At 72.4% G+C, this 19,522-nt stretch carries 19 protein-coding genes; 9 read left to right on the top strand and 10 right to left on the bottom strand.

The genetic code is table 11. The annotated features are described in order from the left end of the window. The first annotated feature begins 427 nt into the window (after window positions 1-427). Together LL648_RS05635 and LL648_RS05630 are read left to right on the top strand one after the other, a co-directional pair. On the top strand, window positions 428-859 hold the full coding sequence (locus tag LL648_RS05635) for a hypothetical protein (protein WP_232661328.1): 432 nt from the start codon (window positions 428-430) through the stop codon (window positions 857-859). Window positions 860-883: 24 nt separating this feature from the next. After that, on the top strand, window positions 884-2,356 hold the full coding sequence (locus LL648_RS05630; RefSeq protein ID WP_232661327.1) for a TIGR03560 family F420-dependent LLM class oxidoreductase: 1,473 nt from the start codon (window positions 884-886) through the stop codon (window positions 2,354-2,356). A gap of 108 nt (window positions 2,357-2,464) precedes the next feature. Here LL648_RS05630 and LL648_RS05625 read toward each other — a convergent pair whose 3' ends face one another. Beyond that, entirely contained in the window at window positions 2,465-3,397 is a 933-nt protein-coding gene (locus tag LL648_RS05625) for a zinc-binding dehydrogenase (protein ID WP_232661326.1), read from the bottom strand. 103 nt (window positions 3,398-3,500) lie between these two features. On the opposite strand from LL648_RS05625, the gene LL648_RS05620 reads away from it, so the two are divergent. Continuing rightward, window positions 3,501-3,899 (top strand): winged helix-turn-helix transcriptional regulator, encoded by a 399-nt coding sequence (locus LL648_RS05620; RefSeq protein ID WP_232661325.1) that lies wholly within the window; start codon window positions 3,501-3,503, stop codon window positions 3,897-3,899. Here LL648_RS05620 and LL648_RS05615 read toward each other — a convergent pair. Continuing rightward, the gene (locus LL648_RS05615; protein WP_232661324.1) at window positions 3,881-5,416 is read right to left on the bottom strand and encodes an MFS transporter; all 1,536 of its coding nucleotides are present in this window, start codon (window positions 5,414-5,416) and stop codon (window positions 3,881-3,883) included. The genes LL648_RS05620 and LL648_RS05615 overlap by 19 nt on opposite strands. Window positions 5,417-5,507: 91 nt before the next feature. On the opposite strand from LL648_RS05615, the gene LL648_RS43760 reads away from it, so the two are divergent. Then, window positions 5,508-6,050: a TetR/AcrR family transcriptional regulator gene (locus LL648_RS43760; protein WP_255684530.1), complete on the top strand. Its 543-nt coding sequence runs from the start codon at window positions 5,508-5,510 to the stop codon at window positions 6,048-6,050. Between the two features lie 3 nt (window positions 6,051-6,053). Here the strand turns inward: LL648_RS43760 and LL648_RS05600 are convergent, their stop codons facing one another. From LL648_RS05600 to LL648_RS05570, 7 genes are all read right to left on the bottom strand, one after another. Next, the gene (locus LL648_RS05600; protein WP_232661323.1) at window positions 6,054-6,938 is read right to left on the bottom strand and encodes an aminoglycoside phosphotransferase family protein; all 885 of its coding nucleotides are present in this window, start codon (window positions 6,936-6,938) and stop codon (window positions 6,054-6,056) included. A 441-nt stretch (window positions 6,939-7,379) separates the two neighbouring features. Next, window positions 7,380-7,673 carry a hypothetical protein gene (locus LL648_RS05595; protein ID WP_232661322.1) on the bottom strand — a complete coding sequence of 98 codons (294 nt, stop codon included), beginning with the start codon at window positions 7,671-7,673 and terminating at the stop codon, window positions 7,380-7,382. 146 nt (window positions 7,674-7,819) lie between these two features. Next, entirely contained in the window at window positions 7,820-9,184 is a 1,365-nt protein-coding gene (locus LL648_RS05590; RefSeq protein WP_232661321.1) for a metallopeptidase TldD-related protein, read from the bottom strand. Then, a complete protein-coding gene (locus LL648_RS05585; RefSeq protein WP_232661320.1) occupies window positions 9,181-10,692 on the bottom strand; it encodes a TldD/PmbA family protein in 1,512 nt (503 codons plus the stop codon). The genes LL648_RS05590 and LL648_RS05585 overlap by 4 nt, the downstream gene beginning before the upstream one ends. A gap of 25 nt (window positions 10,693-10,717) precedes the next feature. Then, window positions 10,718-10,987 (bottom strand): DUF6802 family protein, encoded by a 270-nt coding sequence (locus LL648_RS05580; protein WP_232661319.1) that lies wholly within the window; start codon window positions 10,985-10,987, stop codon window positions 10,718-10,720. Beyond that, window positions 10,984-11,760 (bottom strand): hypothetical protein, encoded by a 777-nt coding sequence (locus tag LL648_RS05575; RefSeq protein WP_232661318.1) that lies wholly within the window; start codon window positions 11,758-11,760, stop codon window positions 10,984-10,986. The genes LL648_RS05580 and LL648_RS05575 overlap by 4 nt, the downstream gene beginning before the upstream one ends. Before the next feature lie 76 nt (window positions 11,761-11,836). Then, window positions 11,837-13,855 carry a DUF2339 domain-containing protein gene (locus tag LL648_RS05570; protein ID WP_232661317.1) on the bottom strand — a complete coding sequence of 673 codons (2,019 nt, stop codon included), beginning with the start codon at window positions 13,853-13,855 and terminating at the stop codon, window positions 11,837-11,839. Window positions 13,856-14,023: 168 nt separating this feature from the next. On the opposite strand from LL648_RS05570, the gene LL648_RS05565 reads away from it, so the two are divergent. From LL648_RS05565 to LL648_RS05555, 3 genes are all read left to right on the top strand, one after another. Beyond that, on the top strand, window positions 14,024-14,842 hold the full coding sequence (locus tag LL648_RS05565; RefSeq protein ID WP_232661316.1) for a glycosyltransferase family 2 protein: 819 nt from the start codon (window positions 14,024-14,026) through the stop codon (window positions 14,840-14,842). Continuing rightward, window positions 14,835-15,560: a tRNA (guanosine(46)-N7)-methyltransferase TrmB gene (gene trmB, locus LL648_RS05560; protein WP_232661315.1), complete on the top strand. Its 726-nt coding sequence runs from the start codon at window positions 14,835-14,837 to the stop codon at window positions 15,558-15,560. The genes LL648_RS05565 and trmB overlap by 8 nt, the downstream gene beginning before the upstream one ends. A 127-nt stretch (window positions 15,561-15,687) precedes the next feature. After that, window positions 15,688-16,845 carry a nitric oxide synthase oxygenase gene (locus LL648_RS05555; RefSeq protein WP_232661314.1) on the top strand — a complete coding sequence of 386 codons (1,158 nt, stop codon included), beginning with the start codon at window positions 15,688-15,690 and terminating at the stop codon, window positions 16,843-16,845. Window positions 16,846-16,911: 66 nt separating this feature from the next. Here the strand turns inward: LL648_RS05555 and paaI are convergent, their stop codons facing one another. Further along, window positions 16,912-17,349: a hydroxyphenylacetyl-CoA thioesterase PaaI gene (gene paaI, locus LL648_RS05550; RefSeq protein ID WP_232661313.1), complete on the bottom strand. Its 438-nt coding sequence runs from the start codon at window positions 17,347-17,349 to the stop codon at window positions 16,912-16,914. Window positions 17,350-17,416: 67 nt separating this feature from the next. On the opposite strand from paaI, the gene LL648_RS05545 reads away from it, so the two are divergent. Continuing rightward, the gene (locus LL648_RS05545; RefSeq protein ID WP_232661312.1) at window positions 17,417-18,037 is read left to right on the top strand and encodes an NYN domain-containing protein; all 621 of its coding nucleotides are present in this window, start codon (window positions 17,417-17,419) and stop codon (window positions 18,035-18,037) included. 7 nt (window positions 18,038-18,044) lie between these two features. Continuing rightward, window positions 18,045-19,364: an amidohydrolase family protein gene (locus LL648_RS05540; protein WP_232661311.1), complete on the top strand. Its 1,320-nt coding sequence runs from the start codon at window positions 18,045-18,047 to the stop codon at window positions 19,362-19,364. Window positions 19,365-19,522 lie beyond the last annotated feature (158 nt).

Raw genomic sequence — 19,522 nt, 5'->3', positions numbered from 1 at the left:
GTGCCTCCGGAACGGGTGTGCATGTGAAAGATGAACACCGACGGTACCGCCGGTATCCCGTTTCCCCCACTCCTGAGGGCTGTCAACTGACTCACAAGACCGATCATGTAATCGATTCAGAAGATACGAAAGCGCTTTCTTCCACCCATTCCAGTGATCGCATTCCGGCGCGATGACCAGGCGCCTTGCCGACTTACGCGACGGGCCCGCAACGACAGCGGAGACGGCGAACACATTCAGAACCGGAAAGTGGCCTGCGCCGCACCCGGACCTGCAACGACGGCCGGCCCAGGTTGATCAGGTGCGGGGACGGGTAGCGCCCGCGCCGAACGGGTACCCCGGGGTGCTGGCGATCACACGACGCACGCTACCGGCGGTTCCCGAGCGGGCGTAGAGTTTTGAACACGTTCAAAGCCGGGAGGCCCTGATGGACGACACCGCCCAGTACATCCTGTTGCTCGCGGTCGCAGTGACGCTGACCTTCGCCGTGGGCCGCCTCTTGGTGACCGCCGGAGAGCCGTACCTGCAAGAGGTGTTCGAGGACCAGAAGGTCACCCGTTCGGTCAACCTTTTGCTTTCGGTTCTCTTCCACCTCGTGACCCTCGGCGTGCTGGCGATCATCTCGGTCGTGAACGTCGACGCAGAGGACCCATTGCGCGAGTTCATCGTCAAGCTCGGTGTCGTGTTGCTGGTGCTCGGCATCGCATACGGCATTTCGATGCTCGTCCTGATCCGGGTGCGTGCGAGCCGCCGGGCGTCGCAGATCTCAGAGCACGTCCAGGAGCGGCTGGCCGAGCGCGGGATCGACACCAACCCGCCGTCGTCGCCGACCACCAGCCCGTCGCCCAACAACAAGTAGGGGTGCCCGGGGCACACTGCCCCGGTGCCCGTAGCGCTCCCGTCACCGTGCCTCGTCGTGCTCGCCGGCCCGTCCGGTTCCGGCAAGTCGACGTGGGCGGCCGCGCAGTTCGCCTCCGACATGATCGTGTCGAGCGACCGGCTGCGCGGTGTGGTCGGCTCCGGCGAGGACGACATCGCGGCGAGCGCCGACGCGTTCGCGCTGCTGGAGGAGATCGTCTCGCGGCGGGTCGCCAGGTCGCTGACCACGGTGATCGACACGACCGGGCTCGACGCCGTCAGTCGGGCCCGCTGGCGTGAGCTGGCCAGAGCGCACGGGATGGCCGCGGTGGCGGTCGGGTTCGACGAGCCGGCTGCGGTGTGCCGGGCGCGCAACCGGGCCCGGCGGCATCCCGTTCCTGCCGAGGTGCTGAGCGGGCAGCTGCGGGCGTGGCCGGCTGTGCGTGCCGCGCTGCCGACCGAGGGCTTCGACGTCGTGCTCTCCCCCGAGCCGGTGCGGGTCGTGTCGGAAGCGTTCGCCGACGCGACGGCGGCCGCCGCGCGACAGCACGAGCGGCCCGTCGGGCTGCGGTTCGCGCTGCACCTCTCGGCGTTCCCGGGTGGGGCGGCGACGCTGGCCCCGGCGCTGCGCGAGATCGCGGCGGCGGCCGAGACCGCGGGCTTCGACGCGATCTACGTGATGGACCACTTCCGGCAGATCCCGCAGGTCGGACGCGCGTGGGACGACTTCCTCGAAAGCTGGACCACGCTCGCATGGCTCGCCGCCTGCACCGAGCGGGTGCGGCTCGGCACGCTGGTCACCGGCGTGACGTACCGCAACGTCGGGCACCTCGCCAAGATCGTCGCGACGCTCGACGTGCTGAGCGGCGGCCGCGCGGTCTGCGGGCTCGGCCTCGGGTGGTTCGAGGCCGAGCACAAGGCGTACGGCTGGCCGTTCCCGCCGGTCGGCGAGCGGTACGAGCTGCTGGAGGACGCGCTGCAGGCACTCCCCGTGCTCTGGGGACCGGGCGGGAAGCCGTTCCGCGGGAAGGTGCTCGACCTGCCCGACACGTCCGGCTACCCGCGGCCGCTGCAGCCGCACGTCCCGATCGTGCTCGGCGGGGGTGGCGAGCGGCGGACCCTGCGGCTCGCCGCGCGGTACGCCGACTCCGCAAACGTCCTCGGCGACCTCACCACCGTCGCCCGCAAGGCCGCCGTGCTGCGCGATCACAGCGCGGAGACCGGTCGGGACGTCGAGCTGACCCACCTCACCACCGCACTCGTCGGCACCGACGGGCCCGAGGTCGACGCGCTCGTGCAGGCGCTGCGCCCGCGTGGCGCCGACCCGGCCCGGTACGCGGCGGCGATGCACGCCGGCACCGTCGCCGATCAGGTCGGCCGGTTCCGCGAGCTCGCCGACGTCGGCGTGGCGGAGGTGGCGGTCCGCCTCCCCGACCTCGGCCGGGCGGGCAGCGACCCGCTCGGCCGGATGGCGGAGGTCATCGCCCGGTTCCGGTAGCCCGCCCAACGCTGGGGGACGCCAAGGGCTGGGGTTGCCAGGAAAGCCACTTTCCTGGCACCACAGGACAGGAAAGCCACTTTCCTGGCAACCCCGGCGGAGCCCGGGCTACGGGACGAGCACCACCCGCCCCCGAACGCCGCCTTTCGCCTGCCGCCGGTAGGCGTGCGTCGCGTCGACCAGTGGGTACGTCTCCGCGACCCGTGTCGAGATCACGCCGGCGGCGGCTAGGCCGGCCAGCTCGGCCAGCGTGCCGGCGTCGGCCTTCACGAACACCGGGTGGACGGTGATCCCGCGCAGCGGCGGGGGCACCACGGCGCGCGAGAGGCTCACGAAGCCGCCGTCGTTGCGCACGGCCTCCTCGGCGGCGACGCCGAGCACCGCGGCGTCGACCACGCCGTCCACACCACCGGGCACCCGCTCCCGCACCGTGGTCGCGAGATCGGCCGAGCGGGGCACGAAGACGTCGGCACCGAGGTCGCGCACGAGCTCCTCGTCGGCGTCCCCCGCGGTGGCGACGACGGCAAGACCACGGTGGGCCGCCAGCTCGACCGCGTACCCGCCGACACCGCCCGCAGCGCCGGTGACCAGCACGGACGATCCGGGCGGGAGGTCGAGCGCGGCCAGCGCCTGGTGCGCCGTCGAGGCGTTGAGCGCGAACGTCGACGCGGCCACCGGCTCGACATCCTGCGGCGCCGCGACCACCGCGCCCGCATCGAGCACGACGTGCTCGGCGTGGGTCTTCAGCGGCCGCCCGACCAGATCGGCCAGCCCGACCACCGCCGTGCCGACCGCCAGCTCGACGCCGGCACCCACGGCGTCCACCCTCCCTGCGACGTCCCAGCCGAGACCGAACTGCGGGCGGGCTGCCGTCACCCCCAGCGCGACCAGCGCACCGCTCGCGACAGCGAGGTCGACCGGGTTGACCGCCGCCGCCTCGACGGCGATCCGCACCTGACCCGGTCCTGGCTCGGGGACCTGGGCGTCGATCAGCTCGATGCCCTCGATCCCCGACGCCGTGCGTACGACCACTGCCTTCATCGTCGAGCTCCTCCGTGTCCGTTCGGTCTGTAGGACACTCTGGGAGCGAAGCTCTCTTTTGGTAACCAGGCACCTGGGAGTGCCTATGGGACGCGGAGGAACCGTGACCACTCGAACGGCGGCCGACGAACGCAAGGCGGCCGCGCTGGCCTACGACGCGTTCCTGGCCACCTGCCCCGCACGCAAGCTGCTCGACCGCATCTCCGACAAGTGGGTCTCGCTCGTCCTCTCCGCGCTCGGCGAGGGGCCGATGCGGCACTCGGACCTGGGCCGCCGCATCGCCGGGGTGAGCCAGAAGATGCTCACCCAGACGCTGCGCGCGCTCGAGCGCGACGGGCTCGTCAGCCGGACCGTCACCCCGTCCGTGCCGGTCCGGGTCGACTACGCGCTCACCCCGCTCGGGAGCACGTTGATGCCCTTGATCGCGCACGTGAAGGACTGGGCCGAGACGCACATCCCCGAGGTGACGGCCGCGCAGGCCGCCTACGACGCCGCGCGCTGACGGCGCGGGCCGAACCACACCGTCGCCGCGACGGCGACCATCACCACAGCGCCGACGCCGGCCGTGACGTCGACCGCCACCCCGAACGCCTCCCGCGCCGAGCCGAGCAGCCCCGCTCCGCCCAGGTGGTGGGCGACTGCAGCCGCACCGCCGAGCGTCTCCTGCGCAACGACGGCGTCCTCCGGCGAGAGCGCAGAGGGGACGACGACGTTCGCGCGGTAGACGCTGGTCAGGACGCTGCCGAGGATCGCGGTGCCGAGCACGGCACCAATCTCGAAGGCGGTCTCGGAGACGGCCGACGCCGAGCCCGCCCGTTCCGGCGGCACGGCGGCGAGCACGGCGTCGGTGGTGATCGCCTCCGCGAGGCCGATCCCGCCGCCGACCAGAACGGCGGCCACCGCCATCAGCGTCACACCTTGCTCGCCGCCCAGCAGCATGGCGGCGACGTAACCGGCGGCCGCGATCAGCAGCCCGGCCGGGACGAGCGTCCGCAGCGGGACGAACTTCGCCAAGCGGGCCGCGATCAGGCCGGTGGCCATCGTCGCGAGGAAGCCGGGGACCAGCACCATGCTCGCGTCGAGCGGAGAGAGCCCGACGACGAGCATCAGGTACTGCGCGGCGAAGAACAGCAGGCCGGTGTGGGCGAACATCGTCGCGGCGTTCGACAGCACGGACAGCCGCGCCACCGGCTCCACGAGGAGCGTCACGTCGAGCACCGGCTCCTGGCCCGCGGCGATCTGCGCGCGAGCGCGCCGGGCGAACAGCACCGCGGCGCCGGCGGACACCATCACGGCGAGCACCACGCTGCCGGAGAGACCGTCGTGCGCGGCCGTCTTGATCGCCAGCACCGCCGGCACCATCACGAGCATCGAGAGCAGCACACCCGACGGATCGAGCCGACCCGGCTCGGCCATCCTCGACTCCGGCAGCATCGGCCGGCCCAGTACCAGCAGCAACAGCATTACCGGCACATTGACGAGAAACACCGATCCCCACGTGAAGTGCTCCAGGAGCACCCCGCCCACGATCGGGCCGAGCGCGGCACCCGCCGCAAAACCGGTCGTCCAGATGGCGACGGCGATCCGGCGCTGGTTCGGGTCGACGAAGAGCGTGCGGAGCAACGCCAGCGTCGCCGGCATCAGCATCGCACCGAAGAAGCCGAGCAGCGCGCGGGCGGCGATCAGGTGGGCGGCGTCGGTGGCGAACGCCGCCGCCAGCGACACCGCGCCGAACCCGGCGACGCCGAGCAGCAGGATGCGCCGGCGGCCGATGCGGTCGCCGAGGTTGCCCATCGTGACGAGCAGGCCCGCGAGCACGAGCGGGTAGATGTCGACGATCCAGAGCAGCTGCGCCGACGTCGGGGCGAGCGCTGCGCTCATCGCGGGCAGCGCGAAGCCCAGCACGGTGTTGTCGATGGCGACGATCAAGGTCGGCAGGAACAGCACGGCGAGCCCGGCCCACTCGCGGGTGCCGGCGCGAGTGGCGACCTGTGGTGGGGCGAGGGCGAGGGCAGTCATGGCTTCTTCCGATTCGAGGTTCTGACGCTACTGTACCGTCCAGACGGTACAGACCAATGGTTTATTCCCTGCGCACCCCTAAGCTCGTCCGATGGCCGGCGCCAAGGACCGCGTGCTCGACGCGTACGAAACGCTCTTGATCGAGCACGGGGCCGGTGCCGTGACGCTCGATGCCGTCGCAGCCGCGGCGCAGGTGTCGAAAGGCGGGCTGCTCTACCACTTCGCGTCGAAGGACGCGCTGGCCACGGGCCTGCTCGACCGGTTGCGCGAGCGCAGCGCGGCCGACGCGCAGGACCTCCGGGCCGCTCCCGACGGGGCCGTCGACTACTACGTGCGGACATCTGCGCCGGGCGGCGCGTCGAGCGGTGGGCTGACCCGCACCTACCTCGCCGTCCTCCGGCTCGCCGACAGCACCGATGCCGGCATCGCGGCACGGGACGCGTTGACCGTCGTCAACGCCGACGGCTACGCGGCGCTGCTCGAAGAGGTGCGCGACCCCGTGGTGGCCCTGCTCGCGCAGCTCGTCGGCGACGGGCTGTACCTCAGGACACTCACCGGCACGCCGCTCCCACCCGGCATCGACGTCGCCGACCTGCTCGAACGGATGCGCACGGTGCCCCCGGCACGAAGATGATCGTCAGCGGGGCGCGATGCGCGGAACCACGGGCACCAGCCACGGCATGCCCACCGACCCCTGCACGAGCCGCGCGAAGAGCCACTGCTCGACGCGCTCGGCGTCGAGGTCGAGCAGCCCCGCCATGCGTCGAGCGAGCCCACGCGGATCGGCTTCGAGCCGCTCGCGGCAGTTGAGCATGTGCTGCAACGCGTCGTACGCCGGGTCGCCGACGTAGGGCTTGGGGTCGATCAGCCGCCAGCCCTCTCCGTGCGCCAGCAGGTTGCCGGCGTGCAGATCCGTCACCAGCAGCTGGGACGGGCCGGCGTACTCGCGCGGCAGCCTGCGGAACAGATCGATGCCGGCCTTCGCGAGGCCCGGGTCGATCGCGGTCTCCCCGGGCTCGTACTCCTCGTCGAACTCGTCGGCCCAGGCGTCGCACAGCGAGGAGAGCGGACGGAACGGATGGCCCGGCGCCGGCTCGTGCCAAAGCGATCGCAGCATCCGAGCCACGACCTCGTCCTGCGCGGGCTCGTCGTGCAGGACGGCCAACGGGGTGCCGGGAAGCGCGCGCTCCAGCAGCATCGACGCCGTCGGCCCGTCCACCTCGGTCGCGATGGCACCGACAGCGCCGCGCCCCACCCAGGCCCGCAGCCCCTCGACCTCGTGCTCGGCCTCGTAGTGGCGCCAACCGACCTTGAGCACGAGCTCACGACCGGCGGCATCGACGACCGGCGCGACCCACGAAGCCTGACCACCCGGCTGGAACGGCGGCCCCAACGTGAGCGACCACCGCGCGGCAACCCCACGCACGATGTCGGAGAGCTGCGCGAGCCACTCCGTCCGCTCCGGCGACTCCTCCTCCGCAACCGACTCCACCAGGTTCGTCGGCATCGGGAGCGGGTCCATGATCGCCATCGTGGTCGGTGGGCCGCCGGGTCGGCCACCCGATTTCGGCGGGTCGGTGATCAGAACGCACACACCCCAGCCCCAAAGGCAGGAAAGCCACTTTCAGGCCCTGTAGGGGCAGGAAAGTGGCTTTCCTGCCCCTACACACGCACCCGGGGGCAGGTGGCCGACCGTGCGCCACATGGAACCGTGTAGTCGTCACGGAACCCTGTTGATCAACCACAGGGTTCCATGAGGCGACCCCGGCCAGTCCGTGTGACCGGTTCGGGGCCGACGATTCACCTGACAGCACTTTGCTGCCCTGTGAGGGCCGGAAGGTGGCTTTCCTGCCCACCCCGCCCCCACCCCAGCCGGCGTCGACCGCGACCGCCGCAGGTGCGCAGCCAGGGCGGCCGGCGTCGGCTGTCGGGGCGGTGGGTGCATGGCGCGGAGCCCGGCCGCTCAGCGCACCGCCATCGAGGCCCTCGCGATCGCGGGGACGGGGATCGGGAGCCGGTGCACGGTGACGTTCCAGTAGCGCGACTCCGGGTCGACGGCGCGCCAGGCGTTGGCGAGCCGGGTCGCCGCGTCGGGGTCCATCCGGCGGCGTGGGCGGGCGCGCATTCCGCTGCGCTCGCGGACTTCACGATCGAGCGCACGCCAGGCGTCGTCGGCGGTGGTGTGGACACTCACCGTCGGCGGACCCTCGGCGTCGCCCACCAGAAGTGTGTAGGCGCTGACCACCTCGAACGACATGCCAGCCCCCTCTCGGTCACTGTTGGTGCGACGTCCTTGGCGCGTATGACAGTCAACGGCATCAGCGGGGCGCGGATACGAATGGCGCGCCGAAGCGCATTCCTGGCGCGCCCGAACGACAGATCCGGGTGGGCCTTACGGCCGATTCAGCGGCCCAGCGACACCGACGACATGTTGAACTCAGGGACGCGGACGTGCGGCATCGCGGCGCGCGTGAACCAGTCCTTCCACTCCCTCGGCAGGGTGCGCTCGGTGGCGCCCACCTCGCCGGCCCGGCGCAGCACGTCGAGCAGGGAGTAGTTGAAGCGGAAGTTGTGGTCGACCTCCGCGACCACCTCGCCGCCTTCGACCAGGTAGACGCCGTCCCGGGTCAGGCCGGTGACCAGCAGCGTTGCCGGGTCGACCACCCGGATGTACCAGAGGCAGGTCAGCAGCAGGCCGCGCCCGGTCGAGGCGACCATCTCCTGGCCGGTGGCCGTCGACCCGCCGGTCAGCAGCACGTTGTCGCCGCCCGGCGTGAACGACGTGCCGAACTCGGCCGCCTCGGCGCGGGAGTACGTCAGCTCGTTGACCACACCCTCGCGGACCCACTCGACGGCGCGGGTCGGCACGCCGTTGTCGAAGACGCTTACGCCGTCCTCGGAGGCGGAGGTCGTCAGGAACGGCTCGGTTTCGAGCCCCTTCGCCGCCGGGTCGCTGACCAGCGTCAACGGCAGGTCGGTGAGCCGTTCGCCGACCTTCCCCGCGAACGCGCTGCGCCCCTCCTGCGCCGGGCGGCCGGTCATCGACCACATCAGATCGATCATCAGGTCGGCCACGGCCGCCGGGGGCAGCAACGTCTCGTACCGCCCCGCCGGCAGCTCGATCTTGCGCCGGCCCCATTCCAGCCTGCGCCCCGCCTCCGCGGCGAGCGCGACGACATCGATGTCGGCGAAGTCGGTCGTCGACGCGCCCGTCCACGCCGAGCTGCCGAGGTCGGGCGTCTTCGCGTTCAGCTCGACCGAACCCGTCGGCTGCACCCACCTGCGCCGCAGCCCGGACGACGTGCCGAGCCAGGTGGTGGTGATGTCGTGGCTCGCGAACCCGTACTGCCGCTGCGGACCGGCGAGCACCTCCGCGAGCCCGTCCGCGAACGTTCCGAACACCCCGATCGACGTCTCGACGGCCGGCTCGTCCCAACCGGAGTCGCTCGTCGAGGGCTCCACCAGCGCGGTCGCGTCGCGGGCCGGACCCGCATCGCGTGCGGCAGCCTCCGCGGCGCGCACGAGCGCGTCGAGCTGGGCGACGTCCGTGATCGAGGCGCTCGAGCTGACCACACCGGCGGCCGTGCCGCCCTCGCCCGCGACCATCGCGATCACGGTGACGCGGCCGGACGTGGTGTGTCCGTTGGTCGTCATCGTCGAGTTCGCCCAGCGCAGCACGGCTTCGCTGCTCTCGCGGACGAGCACGACACACCCGTGCAGATGCGTCGCGGCGGCGAGCGTGCGCTCGACGACCTCTTGCGCCCTCACTGGGCCTCCTCTTGCGTGTTGAGCACGTTGACACCGCGGAAGCGGGCCGACGGGCAGCCGTGGCTGACGGGCGCGATCTGCCCCGGTTGCGCCTTACCGCAGTTCATCGCGCCGTGCAGCACCCACGTGGACGGGCCGCCGACCGCGTCCATCGATCCCCAGAAGTCGGTGGTCGTCGCCTGGTAGGCCACGTCGCGCAGCTGGCCGGCGAGCTTCCCGTTCTCGATGCTGTAGAACCGCTGGCCGGTGAACTGGAAGTTGTAGCGCTGCATGTCGATCGACCACGACCGGTCGCCGACGACGTAGATCCCACGCTCGACACCCGCGATCAGCTCGTCGGTGCTCGTGTCCTGCACGGGGTCGGGCCGCAACGACACGTTGGCCATCCGCTGGATCGGCACGTGGTGCGGGGAGTCGGCGTAGGCGCACCCGTTGCTGCGCTCCAGCCCGAGCCTCGTTGCGAAGGTGCGGTCGAGCTGGTAGCCGACCAGCACGCCGGCGCGAACGAGATCCCACTCGGACGTGGCGACACCGTCGTCGTCGAACCCGACCGTCGCGAGGCCGTGCGGAACGGTCCGGTCGCCGGTGACGTGCATGACCTCCGAGCCGTACCGCAGGGTCCCCAGCTTGTCCGGCGTGGCAAAACTGGTGCCCGCGTACGCGGCCTCGTAGCCGATGGCCCGGTCGTACTCGGTGGCGTGCCCGACCGACTCGTGGATCGTGAGCCAGAGGTTCGTCGGGTCGATGACCAGGTCGTACGCCCCCGCGACGACGCTCGGCGCCTTGATCTTCTCCGCGAGCAGCTCGGGGACGGTGGCCAACTCGGCGTCCCAGTCCCAGCCCTCGCCCGTGAGGTACTCCCATCCGCGGCCGGTGGGCGGCGCGATCGTCCGCATCGACTCGAACCCACCCGACGCGCGGTCGACCGACGTCGCGTCGAACGTGGGCGCGATCCGCACCCGCTGCTGGATCGTCGAGGTGCCCGTGAGGTCGGCGTAGAACTTGTTCTCGCGGACCTGCGCGACACCGGCGCGGACGTGGTCGATGCCGTCGGCCGCCAGCAGCCGCTGCGACCACTCGGTGAGCAGCTCGACCTTCTCCCTCGTCGGGACGGTGAACGGGTCGATCCGGTACTTCGAGACCCACACCGCACCGGCGTGCACCGGCTCGTCCGCGCGCTCGACGCGCTCCTTCGCCACCGGCGCCAGCGTCCTGGCGACCTGCACGGCCCGCTCCGCCGTTGCCGCGGCCCGCGCCGGGGTGAGCTCGACGTGCGACGCGAACCCCCACACGCCGTCGACGATCACCCGGACCGCCAGCCCCAGAGTCGTCGAGTCGGAGACTCCCGTGACGGTGCCGTCGCGCAGCTCGATCTCCTGGGAGACGATCTGCTCGACCCGCACGTCGGCGTGCTGGGCACCCAGCTCACGGGCCCTGCCGAGCGCGGCGTCGGCCATCGCCTCCAGCGGGAGCGCCCGGAACCCGGGATCGATGCGGTCGGATGCCATGCCCCCAAACCTAACGACGTGCCGATCATTCGGCGAACCCCGCGTCGGCCCCGTCCCACACCGGCTGCGCAGGCGAGACGTGCGGGACGTTCCGAACGACACCGTCGGCGCCGATGCGCAGCACCTGGTCGGCCCAGCCGTCGCCGTCGAGGTCGGTGTGCACCACGAGATCGGTCTGCTCCCCGTGCACGACGGTGTCGGCGCGGCCGTCGCCGTCGGTGTCGAACCCGCTGGTCACGGCGAGACCGAGCAGCTCGGGCTCCTCCGGGACGGCGCTCGGGCAACGTGCGTTCACGGCTCTCCTCCCGGAAGGATCTCGCGCAGCTCCCGGTCGAGCACAGCGAGCCGTGCCGCGGCGGCGGCGTCCAGCTCGACCCCGACCGTGCGTTCCACCTCGAGCAACCGCCTGGCGAGGTCGTTGTCGAGCGCGGTGCGGGCGGCCACGAGCGCGTCGTCGACGGCCCGGCGGAGCGCTGCTCGGCGCAACGACGTGCCGTGCGAGCGCAGCGCGACGACGGCACCGGCAACGGCCGCGCCCGCCCCGAGCGGCAACAGGCCGGCACCGCCGATCGCAGGGAGACCGGCGAGCGGCAACAGCACGAGCGGCAGGACGACCGCCCGCGACGCGGTGACCCCGCCGGCGGCCCCGACGAGCAGCGCGAGCGTCGGCCGGGCCGGCTCCGGCTCGGGCGGGGCGACGCCGATCCGGTGCTCGGGAAGGTGCGGCCAGCCGGGCGGCAGCGCGAGCGAGCGGCGGGCCGCGATCCGGCGCAATGCAGGCCGCAGGGCGGCGGCCCACGCTCCGCCGGTGGCGACCCCCATCGCGGCGAGCGCCTCGGCGACCAGCGTAGGAAGCGCCCGCAGGTGCCGACGACCAGCCGCGTCGAGGTGCTGCCTGACCTCACGCGTCAACCGCCCGAACGCCGCCTCGGCCGTCGCGGACGCTTCGACCTTGCTCAGCGCCAGCTCGTTGCGCAACTCGGCGCGGTGCGAGCCGGCGAGCAGCGCCCGCTCGGCACGCAGCTCGGCGCGGCGCGCACGCACGGCGTCGGCAAACCGATCGGGCATGCCCCGACCGTCCCACCGCACGACGGGCCGCGCGGCGGAACGCTCACAACCGTGTGCACCTGCGAACGCAGGAGCGTTATCGCTGCTCCGGGGGCCCGGGGACAGCCGCAGCATCGTTGTCGGCGGGCTCCCGCTCGGCTTCGGCGACCATCCGGGCGTACTTCGTGCCCGCTGCGAGCAGCACGAGCCCCGCGCCGAGGAACGCGATCACCCGGGCGATCCCGTCGAGCGCGCCGAGGTCGAAGAACACCAGCTTGGCGACCGCGGCGCCGACGAGGACGAGCCCCGCGACGCGCAGCGCCGTGCGGCTGATCCCGCGGGCGAGCAGCACGAGCGCCGCGATCGTCCACGACACCGTGACGACGGCGTGGCCCGCGGTGAACGCGTCGCGGGTCGGGGCGACCAGCAGCGCGGCGGTGATGACCACGCCGGTGGCGCCGTAGAGGCCGCCGAGCCCCATCGGCACCCAGATCACCGCCGAGTCGGCCGTCGGCCTGATCCACCCGAGCCGGCCGCCGGCGACGAGCGCCGCCCAGGCCAGCACGAGCAGCAGCGCGGCCACCGCGAGGCCGGCGCCCAGCTCGTGCTGGTGGCCGTACCAGGGCAGCTCGGGCGCGACGAGCAGCCGCAGCGGCAGGTCAACCACGAGCGCTCGGACCCACCCGATCACGCCGAGCACGATCGCGACGATCATCGCGAACCTGCTGCGCAGCACGTACGCCGTGACCGCCCCGACGACCGCCTGCCCGAGCACGACGATCGTGTACGTGGAGCCGTCCAGCGCCACGGCCGTCGCGATGGTGATCCCGACGACGGCAGCGATGGTCGCGGTCAGCCGCAGCTGCTTGTCGAGGCCGGGGACGGCGGCGAGCCCCGCCAGTGCGAGCGCCGCGCCCGCGGCCAGCGCGGCGCCGAGCCACCCGTCGATCGCGATGCCGCCGAACAGCGCGGGGAGCGGCCCGGCCGCGAGCACCGGCACGACCATCCCGACGGGGAGCCGGCGCGCGGCCGGCACGACGGTGCCGAGCCCGACGGCGAGCACGATGAGGCTGACGACGATCGCGGTGACCTGCTCGGCGGGCGACGCCGACCCGTCGAAGACGGCGAGCGGGATGCCGTAGAGCACCGATCCGGCCGCGGCGATCAGCATCAGCACCCCCCACCGCCTGCGCAGCAGCACCGGCAGCGCGGCCAGCTGCAGCGCCAACGCCAGCGCGACGAGCATCCAGCCCCACGCCAGCGCCGGGGCGAGCGCAACAGCGCCGACGACCACTCCGCACGCGAGCAGCTGCGAACGCCACAGGTCGGCGATCCCGAGCCCGGCACCGGCGACGACCAGCGCGATGATCACGGCCGCCCACGGGTCGAGGTAGCCGAAGACGTTCATCGCCGCGGCGACGACGAGGTACAGCGTCGCGAAGCCGGTGCCGGCGAGCGCGAGCGCGCCCGTCCGGGCGGTCTCCTTGCGGTGCAGCCACATCGCGAGCCCGACGAGCACAACGCCGAGCACCCCGCCCAGCGCGATCCGCGCCTCCGGCGGGAACCAGCCGCGCGCTGCCGCGAACACCATCAGCATCACGACACCGAGCAGCGTCACGGCGCCACCCGTCCAGGCGAGCAGCCGAGCGCCGCTGAGCCGGGTCCAGAACGGCGGCCGCGGCTCGGCGGGCCGTGCCGGAGCACCGGGCTGCGGCGGCCGCGGGGCCTGCGCGTACGGGTTCGGGGCTTGCGGGCTCGGGGCGTACGGATTGGGTGCGTACGGGTTCGGGGCGTACGGGTTCGGCCACGGCCCGGCTTGCGCCGGCTGCGGCCCCGAAATCGGGCCCGGTATCGGCCCAGGAACCGTCCCCGCGATGGGCCCGGGCTGCTGGAAGCCCTGCGGCGGGTGCACCGGCCACCCAGATCCCGGCACGGACGGCGGCACGGGCGCGGGCGGGGCGGGCGGGGCAGCCTGCGCAGGCTGGGCCGGCTGCACGGGCCGCTCTTCCGGCCGCAGCGTCATCAGCTCGGCGCCGATGCCGTCGAGCCGCCGCCCGAGCGCGGTGAGCTCGGAGGCGAGCGCGGCGAAGGGATCGGAGCCGGTCGGTGTACCCATGGGTAGCAGGATTCGCCGATCACGCCCTTCGTGGTGCCGTAGCACTACCCGGCGGCGGTCACGGTCGGATCACGTTCGCCCATAGGAGCACACATCCGACCTACCGCCCCTTCGTTCTCATCAGGAACCACCCGCCACAGTGGCGGGTCACGGCGGATCGGAGGTCTGGTGAGCGTCATCTCGTCGGTCACGGAGGCGCAGGAACAGGCGCACGAACCGGAGCGCGGGCCGTGTCCGGCGGTGAGCGTCGTCGTGCCCTGCCGCAACGAGGCCCGCAGCCTCGAGCTGGTGCTGCCGGCGATCGCGGCCGTCCGACCCGCCGTCCACGAGGTTGTGCTCGTGGACGGTCATTCCACCGACGACTCGCTCGCCGTCGCGCTCCGCGCGCTGCCTGACGTGCGGATCGTGCAGCAGACACGCCGTGGCAAGGGCAATGCGCTGGCGTGCGGTTTCGCCGCGGCCACCGGCGACGCGATCGTCGTGCTCGACGGCGACGGCACCGCCGATCCGGCCGAGATGCCCGCGTTCGTCGACGCCCTCGTCGCCGGTGCCGACTTCGCGAAGGGCAGTCGGTTCACGGCAGGCGGGGGCAGCGACCCGATCGGCGCGGGCGACCGACTGGCCCATTCCACGCTGAACATGCTGGCCAACGCGCTGCTGGGGACCAGCTACAGCGATCTGTGCTACGGGTACAACGCGTTCTGGGCCGACGTGCTGCCGCGGCTGCACCTGCCACCCGTCGACATGCCGGTCGACGAGATGTTCTGGGGTGACGGTCCGGAGATCGTGCCGATGCTCAACTGCCGAGCGGTCGCGGCGGGGCTCGTCGTGGCAGACGTACCGTCGGTCGAGCGGCAACGACTGTTCGGAGAACCGAGCCGTCGTTCGCTGGCAGAGAGGGCACGCATGCTGCGTACGCTCCTGGCCGAGCATCGGCGGGTGGATCGCCGTCGCGAGCCTGTAGGAGTGGTGCGGCGAGATGGGTGAGCAGGGAGCGGTCGGCGAGCACCCGCCGATCACCAGCTTCGTCCATCACCGGGCCCGGCTCACCGCGGGCCAGCAGAGCGCGTGGGAGCGCTGGTGGTCCGTTCGCGGCCACGAGGTGCCCGAGCTGCTCGCCGGGCGCGAACCGTTCGACCCGCCGGCGTGGTTCGGCCGCACCGCACCGCTCGTGCTGGAGATCGGCTCGGGGATGGGCGAGGCGACCGCCCAGCTCGCCGCCGAGGCACCCGGGACCGACCACATCGCCGTCGAGGTGTTCGAGCCGGGCCTCGCGCAGCTGCTCATGCGGATCGCCGAGGCCGGGCTCAGCAACATCACGGTGCTGCGCGGCGACGCCGTCGCCTTGCTCGAAACGTGTGTCGCTCCCGGCTCGCTCGACGGGATCCGGATCTTCTTCCCGGACCCGTGGCCGAAGCGCAAGCACCGCAAGCGGCGGCTCGTCCAGCCCGACGTCGTAGCGCTCGCCGCATCACGATTGCGCATCGGCGGCACGCTGCACATGGCCACCGACTGGGCCGATTATGCCGTGCAGATGCGCACTGTCTGTGACGAAGAGCCTTCGCTCGAAGGCGGCGAGATCCCTCGGCCCGATTGGCGTCCGCTCACGAAGTTCGAGCAACGCGCCAGCTCAGAGGGCCGGAGCGTGCACGATCTGCTCTACAAAAGGCGCGCTGTCGGGCCGTCCGGCAGTCACTCGACGTGAGGCGGTAGGAAGATGATGCCCCGAGCGGGGTCCTTGGTCCTTTGGACACGCGGAGGTAACGGGTGACCGAGTTGTGGAGGTCACCGGCGACGCCCGGTGACGTCGCGATCGGCCGCCGGGGGCCTGCATGACGTCGGTCGTCGAGTCCCTCCCGACGCTCCCCGAACAGCGCTGCCCCGTGCCCCACGGGCAACCGAAGCACGCGAAGTCGAGCGACATCGACGCCGCGGAGGAGTTCCTCGAGCAGTTCCACAGCGAGACCGTGCCGGCGGAGACGCTCGACCGGCGCCTGCAGCAGGTCCGACACGAGATCGACACGACCGGCACCTACACGCACACGCTCGAGGAGCTCGAGTTCGGCGCCCGCATCGCGTGGCGCAACGCCGCCAAGTGCATCGGGCGGCTGTACTGGAACAGCCTGCGCGTCCGCGACTTCCGTCACGTCAGCTCCCCATCGGCGGTCGCGGCGCAGTGCGTCGAGCACCTGCGGACCGCCACCCGCGCGGGCAAGATCCGCTCCACCATCACGATCTTCGCGCCGGACCGCCCCGGTCGCCCCGGGCCGCGCATCCACAACGAGCAGCTCATCCGCTACGCCGGCCACCGCACCGCGGGCGGAGAGGTACGCGGCGACGGCCGCAACGCCGACTTCACCGACCACGCCGTCGAACTCGGCTGGCAGCGGCCGGAACCGGCCGGACGCTTCGACGTGCTGCCCCTCATGATCTCCGGCGGCGACCAGCAGCCGGAGCTGTTCGACGTGCCGCGCGACGCCGTGCACGAGGTGCCGCTCGTCCACCCGGATTACGCGTGGTTCGCGGAGCTGCGGCTGCGGTGGCACGCCGTGCCCGCGATCAGCAACATGCCGCTGGAGATCGGCGGCGTCACGTACCCGGCCGCGCCGTTCAACGGCTGGTACATGGGCACCGAGATCGGCGCCCGCAACCTCGTCGACGCCGACCGCTACAACCTGCTGCCTGTCGTCGGGGAGCGGCTGGGGCTGGACATGAGCTCGGAGCGCACGCTCTGGCGCGACCGCGCGCTCGTGGAGATGGTGCGCGCGGTGCACCACTCGTTCGACATAGCGGGCGTCACGATGGCCGACCACCACTCGGAGTCATCGCGCTTCCTGACCCACGTGGCGAAGGAGGAGCGGGCCGGCCGGCGCTGCCCCGCCGACTGGAGCTGGATCGTCCCGCCCGTCTCCGGCGGGCTGACCCCCGTCTACCACCGGGACTTCGACGAGCCCGACCCGGAAACGCGCCCGGCCTTCCTCTACCCGTAAGCGTCGACAACGACGTTTTGGCTGCTTGGAACGTTTCAAAACAGCCAAAACGTCGTTGTCGACGGTCTACGTGGGGGCCGGGAGGCCGGGGACCTGGCGGGTGCGCCCGCGGAACTCGGCCACCGCCTCGCCGTCGACGCGCACTGTGACGTCGTAGAGGCCCGACCGGCCGGTCGTGGCCCGTTCCACGGCTTCGGCGACGACCTCGACCCCTTCGGGCACCGGCCGCAGGAAGGCGATGTCCGCGCCGGCGGCGACCGCAGAGACGCCGTAGCTGTTGCAGGCGTACGCGAGCGCGGCGTCGGCCAGCAGGAACAGGTAGCCGCCGTGGCAGATGCCATGGCCGTTGACGTGGCGGGGCTCGACGGTCAGCGCGACCCGCGCCGTCCCGACCCCGACCGCCAGCAGCCGTACCCCCGCCTGGCGACCGGCCTCGTCGGCCTTCTCCATCGCCGCAGCGGTTCGGCGCGCGATCTCAGCAGGGTCCCGGCTCTCAGCATCCATTGATCGGAATGCTATCCAGCTACGGATAGGGTCTCGCCATGTTCCGGAACAGCACGGCAATCCCGACGTGACCGCCCCGCTCGGTCCGTCGCCGCGGACGTTGCTGGTCTGGGATGCGCCGAACATGGACATGAGCCTCGGCACGCTCCTCGGCGCGCGCCCGACCTCGGCGTTCCGCCCGCGGTTCGACGCCGTGGGGCGCTGGCTGCTCGACCTCGCGGGCCCCGACGGCACGGCCGAGGCGACGGTGTTCACGAACGTCGTCCCCGGCAGCACCGAGGTGGTCCGCCCCTGGGTCGAGGCGCTGCGCAACGTCGGGTTCGCGGTCTTCGCCAAGCCGAAGGTCAGCGAAGACTCCGACATCGACGACGACATGCTCGCGCACATCCAGATGCGTGCGGGCGAGGGCGGCCTGCGCCAGGTCGTCGTCGCGTCCGGTGACGGGCGGGCCTTCCGGGAGCCGCTGGAGGAGCTCGAACGCAACGGCACGACCGTCACCGTCATCGGGTTCCGCGAGCACGCCAGCTTCGCGCTGGCCTCCGAGGTGATCGACTTCATCGACCTCGAGGACATCGACGGGGTCTTCCGCGAGCCGCTGCCGCGCATCACGCTCGACTCGCTGCCGGAGACCGGCGCGTGGCTCCCGCCGTTCCGCTCGCTGCGCTCGTTGCTGGAGCCCCGCAGATGATGGGCAGATGACAGTGGGACCCGTTCGGTTCACCGCCCCGGTCGTGCTGCCCTGCGACCAGGGCTGCTCGGTGCTGCGCGACGCCGTTGTCGACGTCGACGCATCCGGGCGGATCGAATGGGTCGGGCGCAGGTCCGACGCGCCGGAGAGCGCCGCCCCCGTCCAGGCGCTGCCGGGCATGCTGCTCCCCGGCTTGATCAACACCCATGCGCACACCCCGATGATCGTGCTGCGTGGGCTCGGCGGCGACCTCCCGCTGATGCGCTGGCTGCAGGACGTGATGTGGCCGGCGGAGGGCAAGCTCGCGGGGCCCGAGGTGCACGCCGGCATGACGGCTGGCTGCATCGAGCTGCTCCGCACCGGCTGCACGACCAGCGTCGAGATGTACTTCTTCAGCGACGCCGTGATCGACGCCGTCACGGCGGTCGGCTCACGCGTGGTGCTGACGCCGGGGATCATCGCCGCGCCGGGCTGGGAGCGGCTCGGCACCTGGCAGGAGATGCGCGACGACATCTCGGCGCGGATCGACGCCGGCGGGCTGCACTCGGGCCCCGGCGAGCGGATAGAGCTCGGTTACGGGCCGCACGGCGCGTACACGCTGCCCGAGGAGGCGCTGGCCTCCGTCGCCGAACACGCCCGCGAGCGCGGCGCCCTGATGCACATCCACGTGGCGGAGGCGGCCGACGAGGACATCGCACAGCGGGCGGCGCACGGCTCGGTGCCGGCGTTGCTGAACACGGTGGGCGCGCTCGGCGGGCGCGTGCTGGCCGCGCACTCGGTGCAGCTGACCGACGACGACATCGCCCTGTACTCGGCGAACGACGTCGCCGTCGCGCACTGCCCCGGCTCGAACGCGAAGCTCGCCGCCGGCATCGCGCGGGTGTCGGCACTGCGCCGCGCGGGCGTCCGGGTCGGGCTCGGCACCGACGGTCCGGCCTCGGGCGACGACCTCGACATCTGGGCCGAGGCGCGGCTCGCCGGGCTGCTCGCCAGGGTGACCAGCGGCGACGCCGCGGCGCTCACCGCCGCCGAGCTGCTGCTGATGGCCACCCGCGACGGGGCGGCCGCGATCGGACGCGACGACATCGGGACGGTCGAGCGGGGCCGGTGGGCCGACCTCGTGCACGTCGACCTCACCGACCCCGCCTTCGTCGACCCCGACGACGACGCCCAGCTGCTCTCCAACCTCGTCTGGGCCGGAGGCTCCCGACTGGTGCGCGACGTGTGGGTGGCAGGAGAGCAGGTCCTCGCGGGCGGGGAGCCGACAAGGGTCGACCGGTCGTCGGCCACCGCGGCGCTGCGTGCGGTGGCTGCCGGACTGCGCTGACCGATATGCGCTGACGAACCGCGCTCGCTGCAGGGACCGCGGCTCAGCCGGGGCGGTGCTGCGGCGGCGAACCCTCCACCGCAGCACCGGCCCCTTTCGGTGCAGGACAGCGAATCCCCCGCCGTCCCTGCGGCCCGCTCCCCAGCGGCCGCGTGCAT

It is taken from the genome of Pseudonocardia sp. TRM90224, assembly GCF_021245725.1.
GTDB lineage: Bacteria > Actinomycetota > Actinomycetes > Mycobacteriales > Pseudonocardiaceae > Pseudonocardia.
This window is presented reverse-complemented; position numbering and strand designations above follow the sequence as displayed.

What these genes read in the sequence shown, in the direction of transcription:
- LL648_RS05555 (WP_232661314.1), top strand. Translation starts at nt 15,688, where the DNA reads ATGACGTCGGTCGTCGAGTCCCTCCCGACGCTCCCCGAACAGCGCTGC.
- LL648_RS05540 (WP_232661311.1), top strand. Translation starts at nt 18,045, where the DNA reads ATGACAGTGGGACCCGTTCGGTTCACCGCCCCGGTCGTGCTGCCCTGC.
- LL648_RS05600 (WP_232661323.1), bottom strand. Translation starts at nt 6,938, where the DNA reads ATGGACCCGCTCCCGATGCCGACGAACCTGGTGGAGTCGGTTGCGGAG.
- LL648_RS05585 (WP_232661320.1), bottom strand. Translation starts at nt 10,692, where the DNA reads ATGGCATCCGACCGCATCGATCCCGGGTTCCGGGCGCTCCCGCTGGAG.
- LL648_RS05635 (WP_232661328.1), top strand. Translation starts at nt 428, where the DNA reads ATGGACGACACCGCCCAGTACATCCTGTTGCTCGCGGTCGCAGTGACG.
- paaI (WP_232661313.1), bottom strand. Translation starts at nt 17,349, where the DNA reads ATGGATGCTGAGAGCCGGGACCCTGCTGAGATCGCGCGCCGAACCGCT.
- LL648_RS05625 (WP_232661326.1), bottom strand. Translation starts at nt 3,397, where the DNA reads ATGAAGGCAGTGGTCGTACGCACGGCGTCGGGGATCGAGGGCATCGAG.
- LL648_RS05615 (WP_232661324.1), bottom strand. Translation starts at nt 5,416, where the DNA reads ATGACTGCCCTCGCCCTCGCCCCACCACAGGTCGCCACTCGCGCCGGC.
- LL648_RS05570 (WP_232661317.1), bottom strand. Translation starts at nt 13,855, where the DNA reads ATGGGTACACCGACCGGCTCCGATCCCTTCGCCGCGCTCGCCTCCGAG.
- LL648_RS05575 (WP_232661318.1), bottom strand. Translation starts at nt 11,760, where the DNA reads ATGCCCGATCGGTTTGCCGACGCCGTGCGTGCGCGCCGCGCCGAGCTG.
- trmB (WP_232661315.1), top strand. Translation starts at nt 14,835, where the DNA reads ATGGGTGAGCAGGGAGCGGTCGGCGAGCACCCGCCGATCACCAGCTTC.
- LL648_RS05595 (WP_232661322.1), bottom strand. Translation starts at nt 7,673, where the DNA reads ATGTCGTTCGAGGTGGTCAGCGCCTACACACTTCTGGTGGGCGACGCC.
- LL648_RS43760 (WP_255684530.1), top strand. Translation starts at nt 5,508, where the DNA reads ATGGCCGGCGCCAAGGACCGCGTGCTCGACGCGTACGAAACGCTCTTG.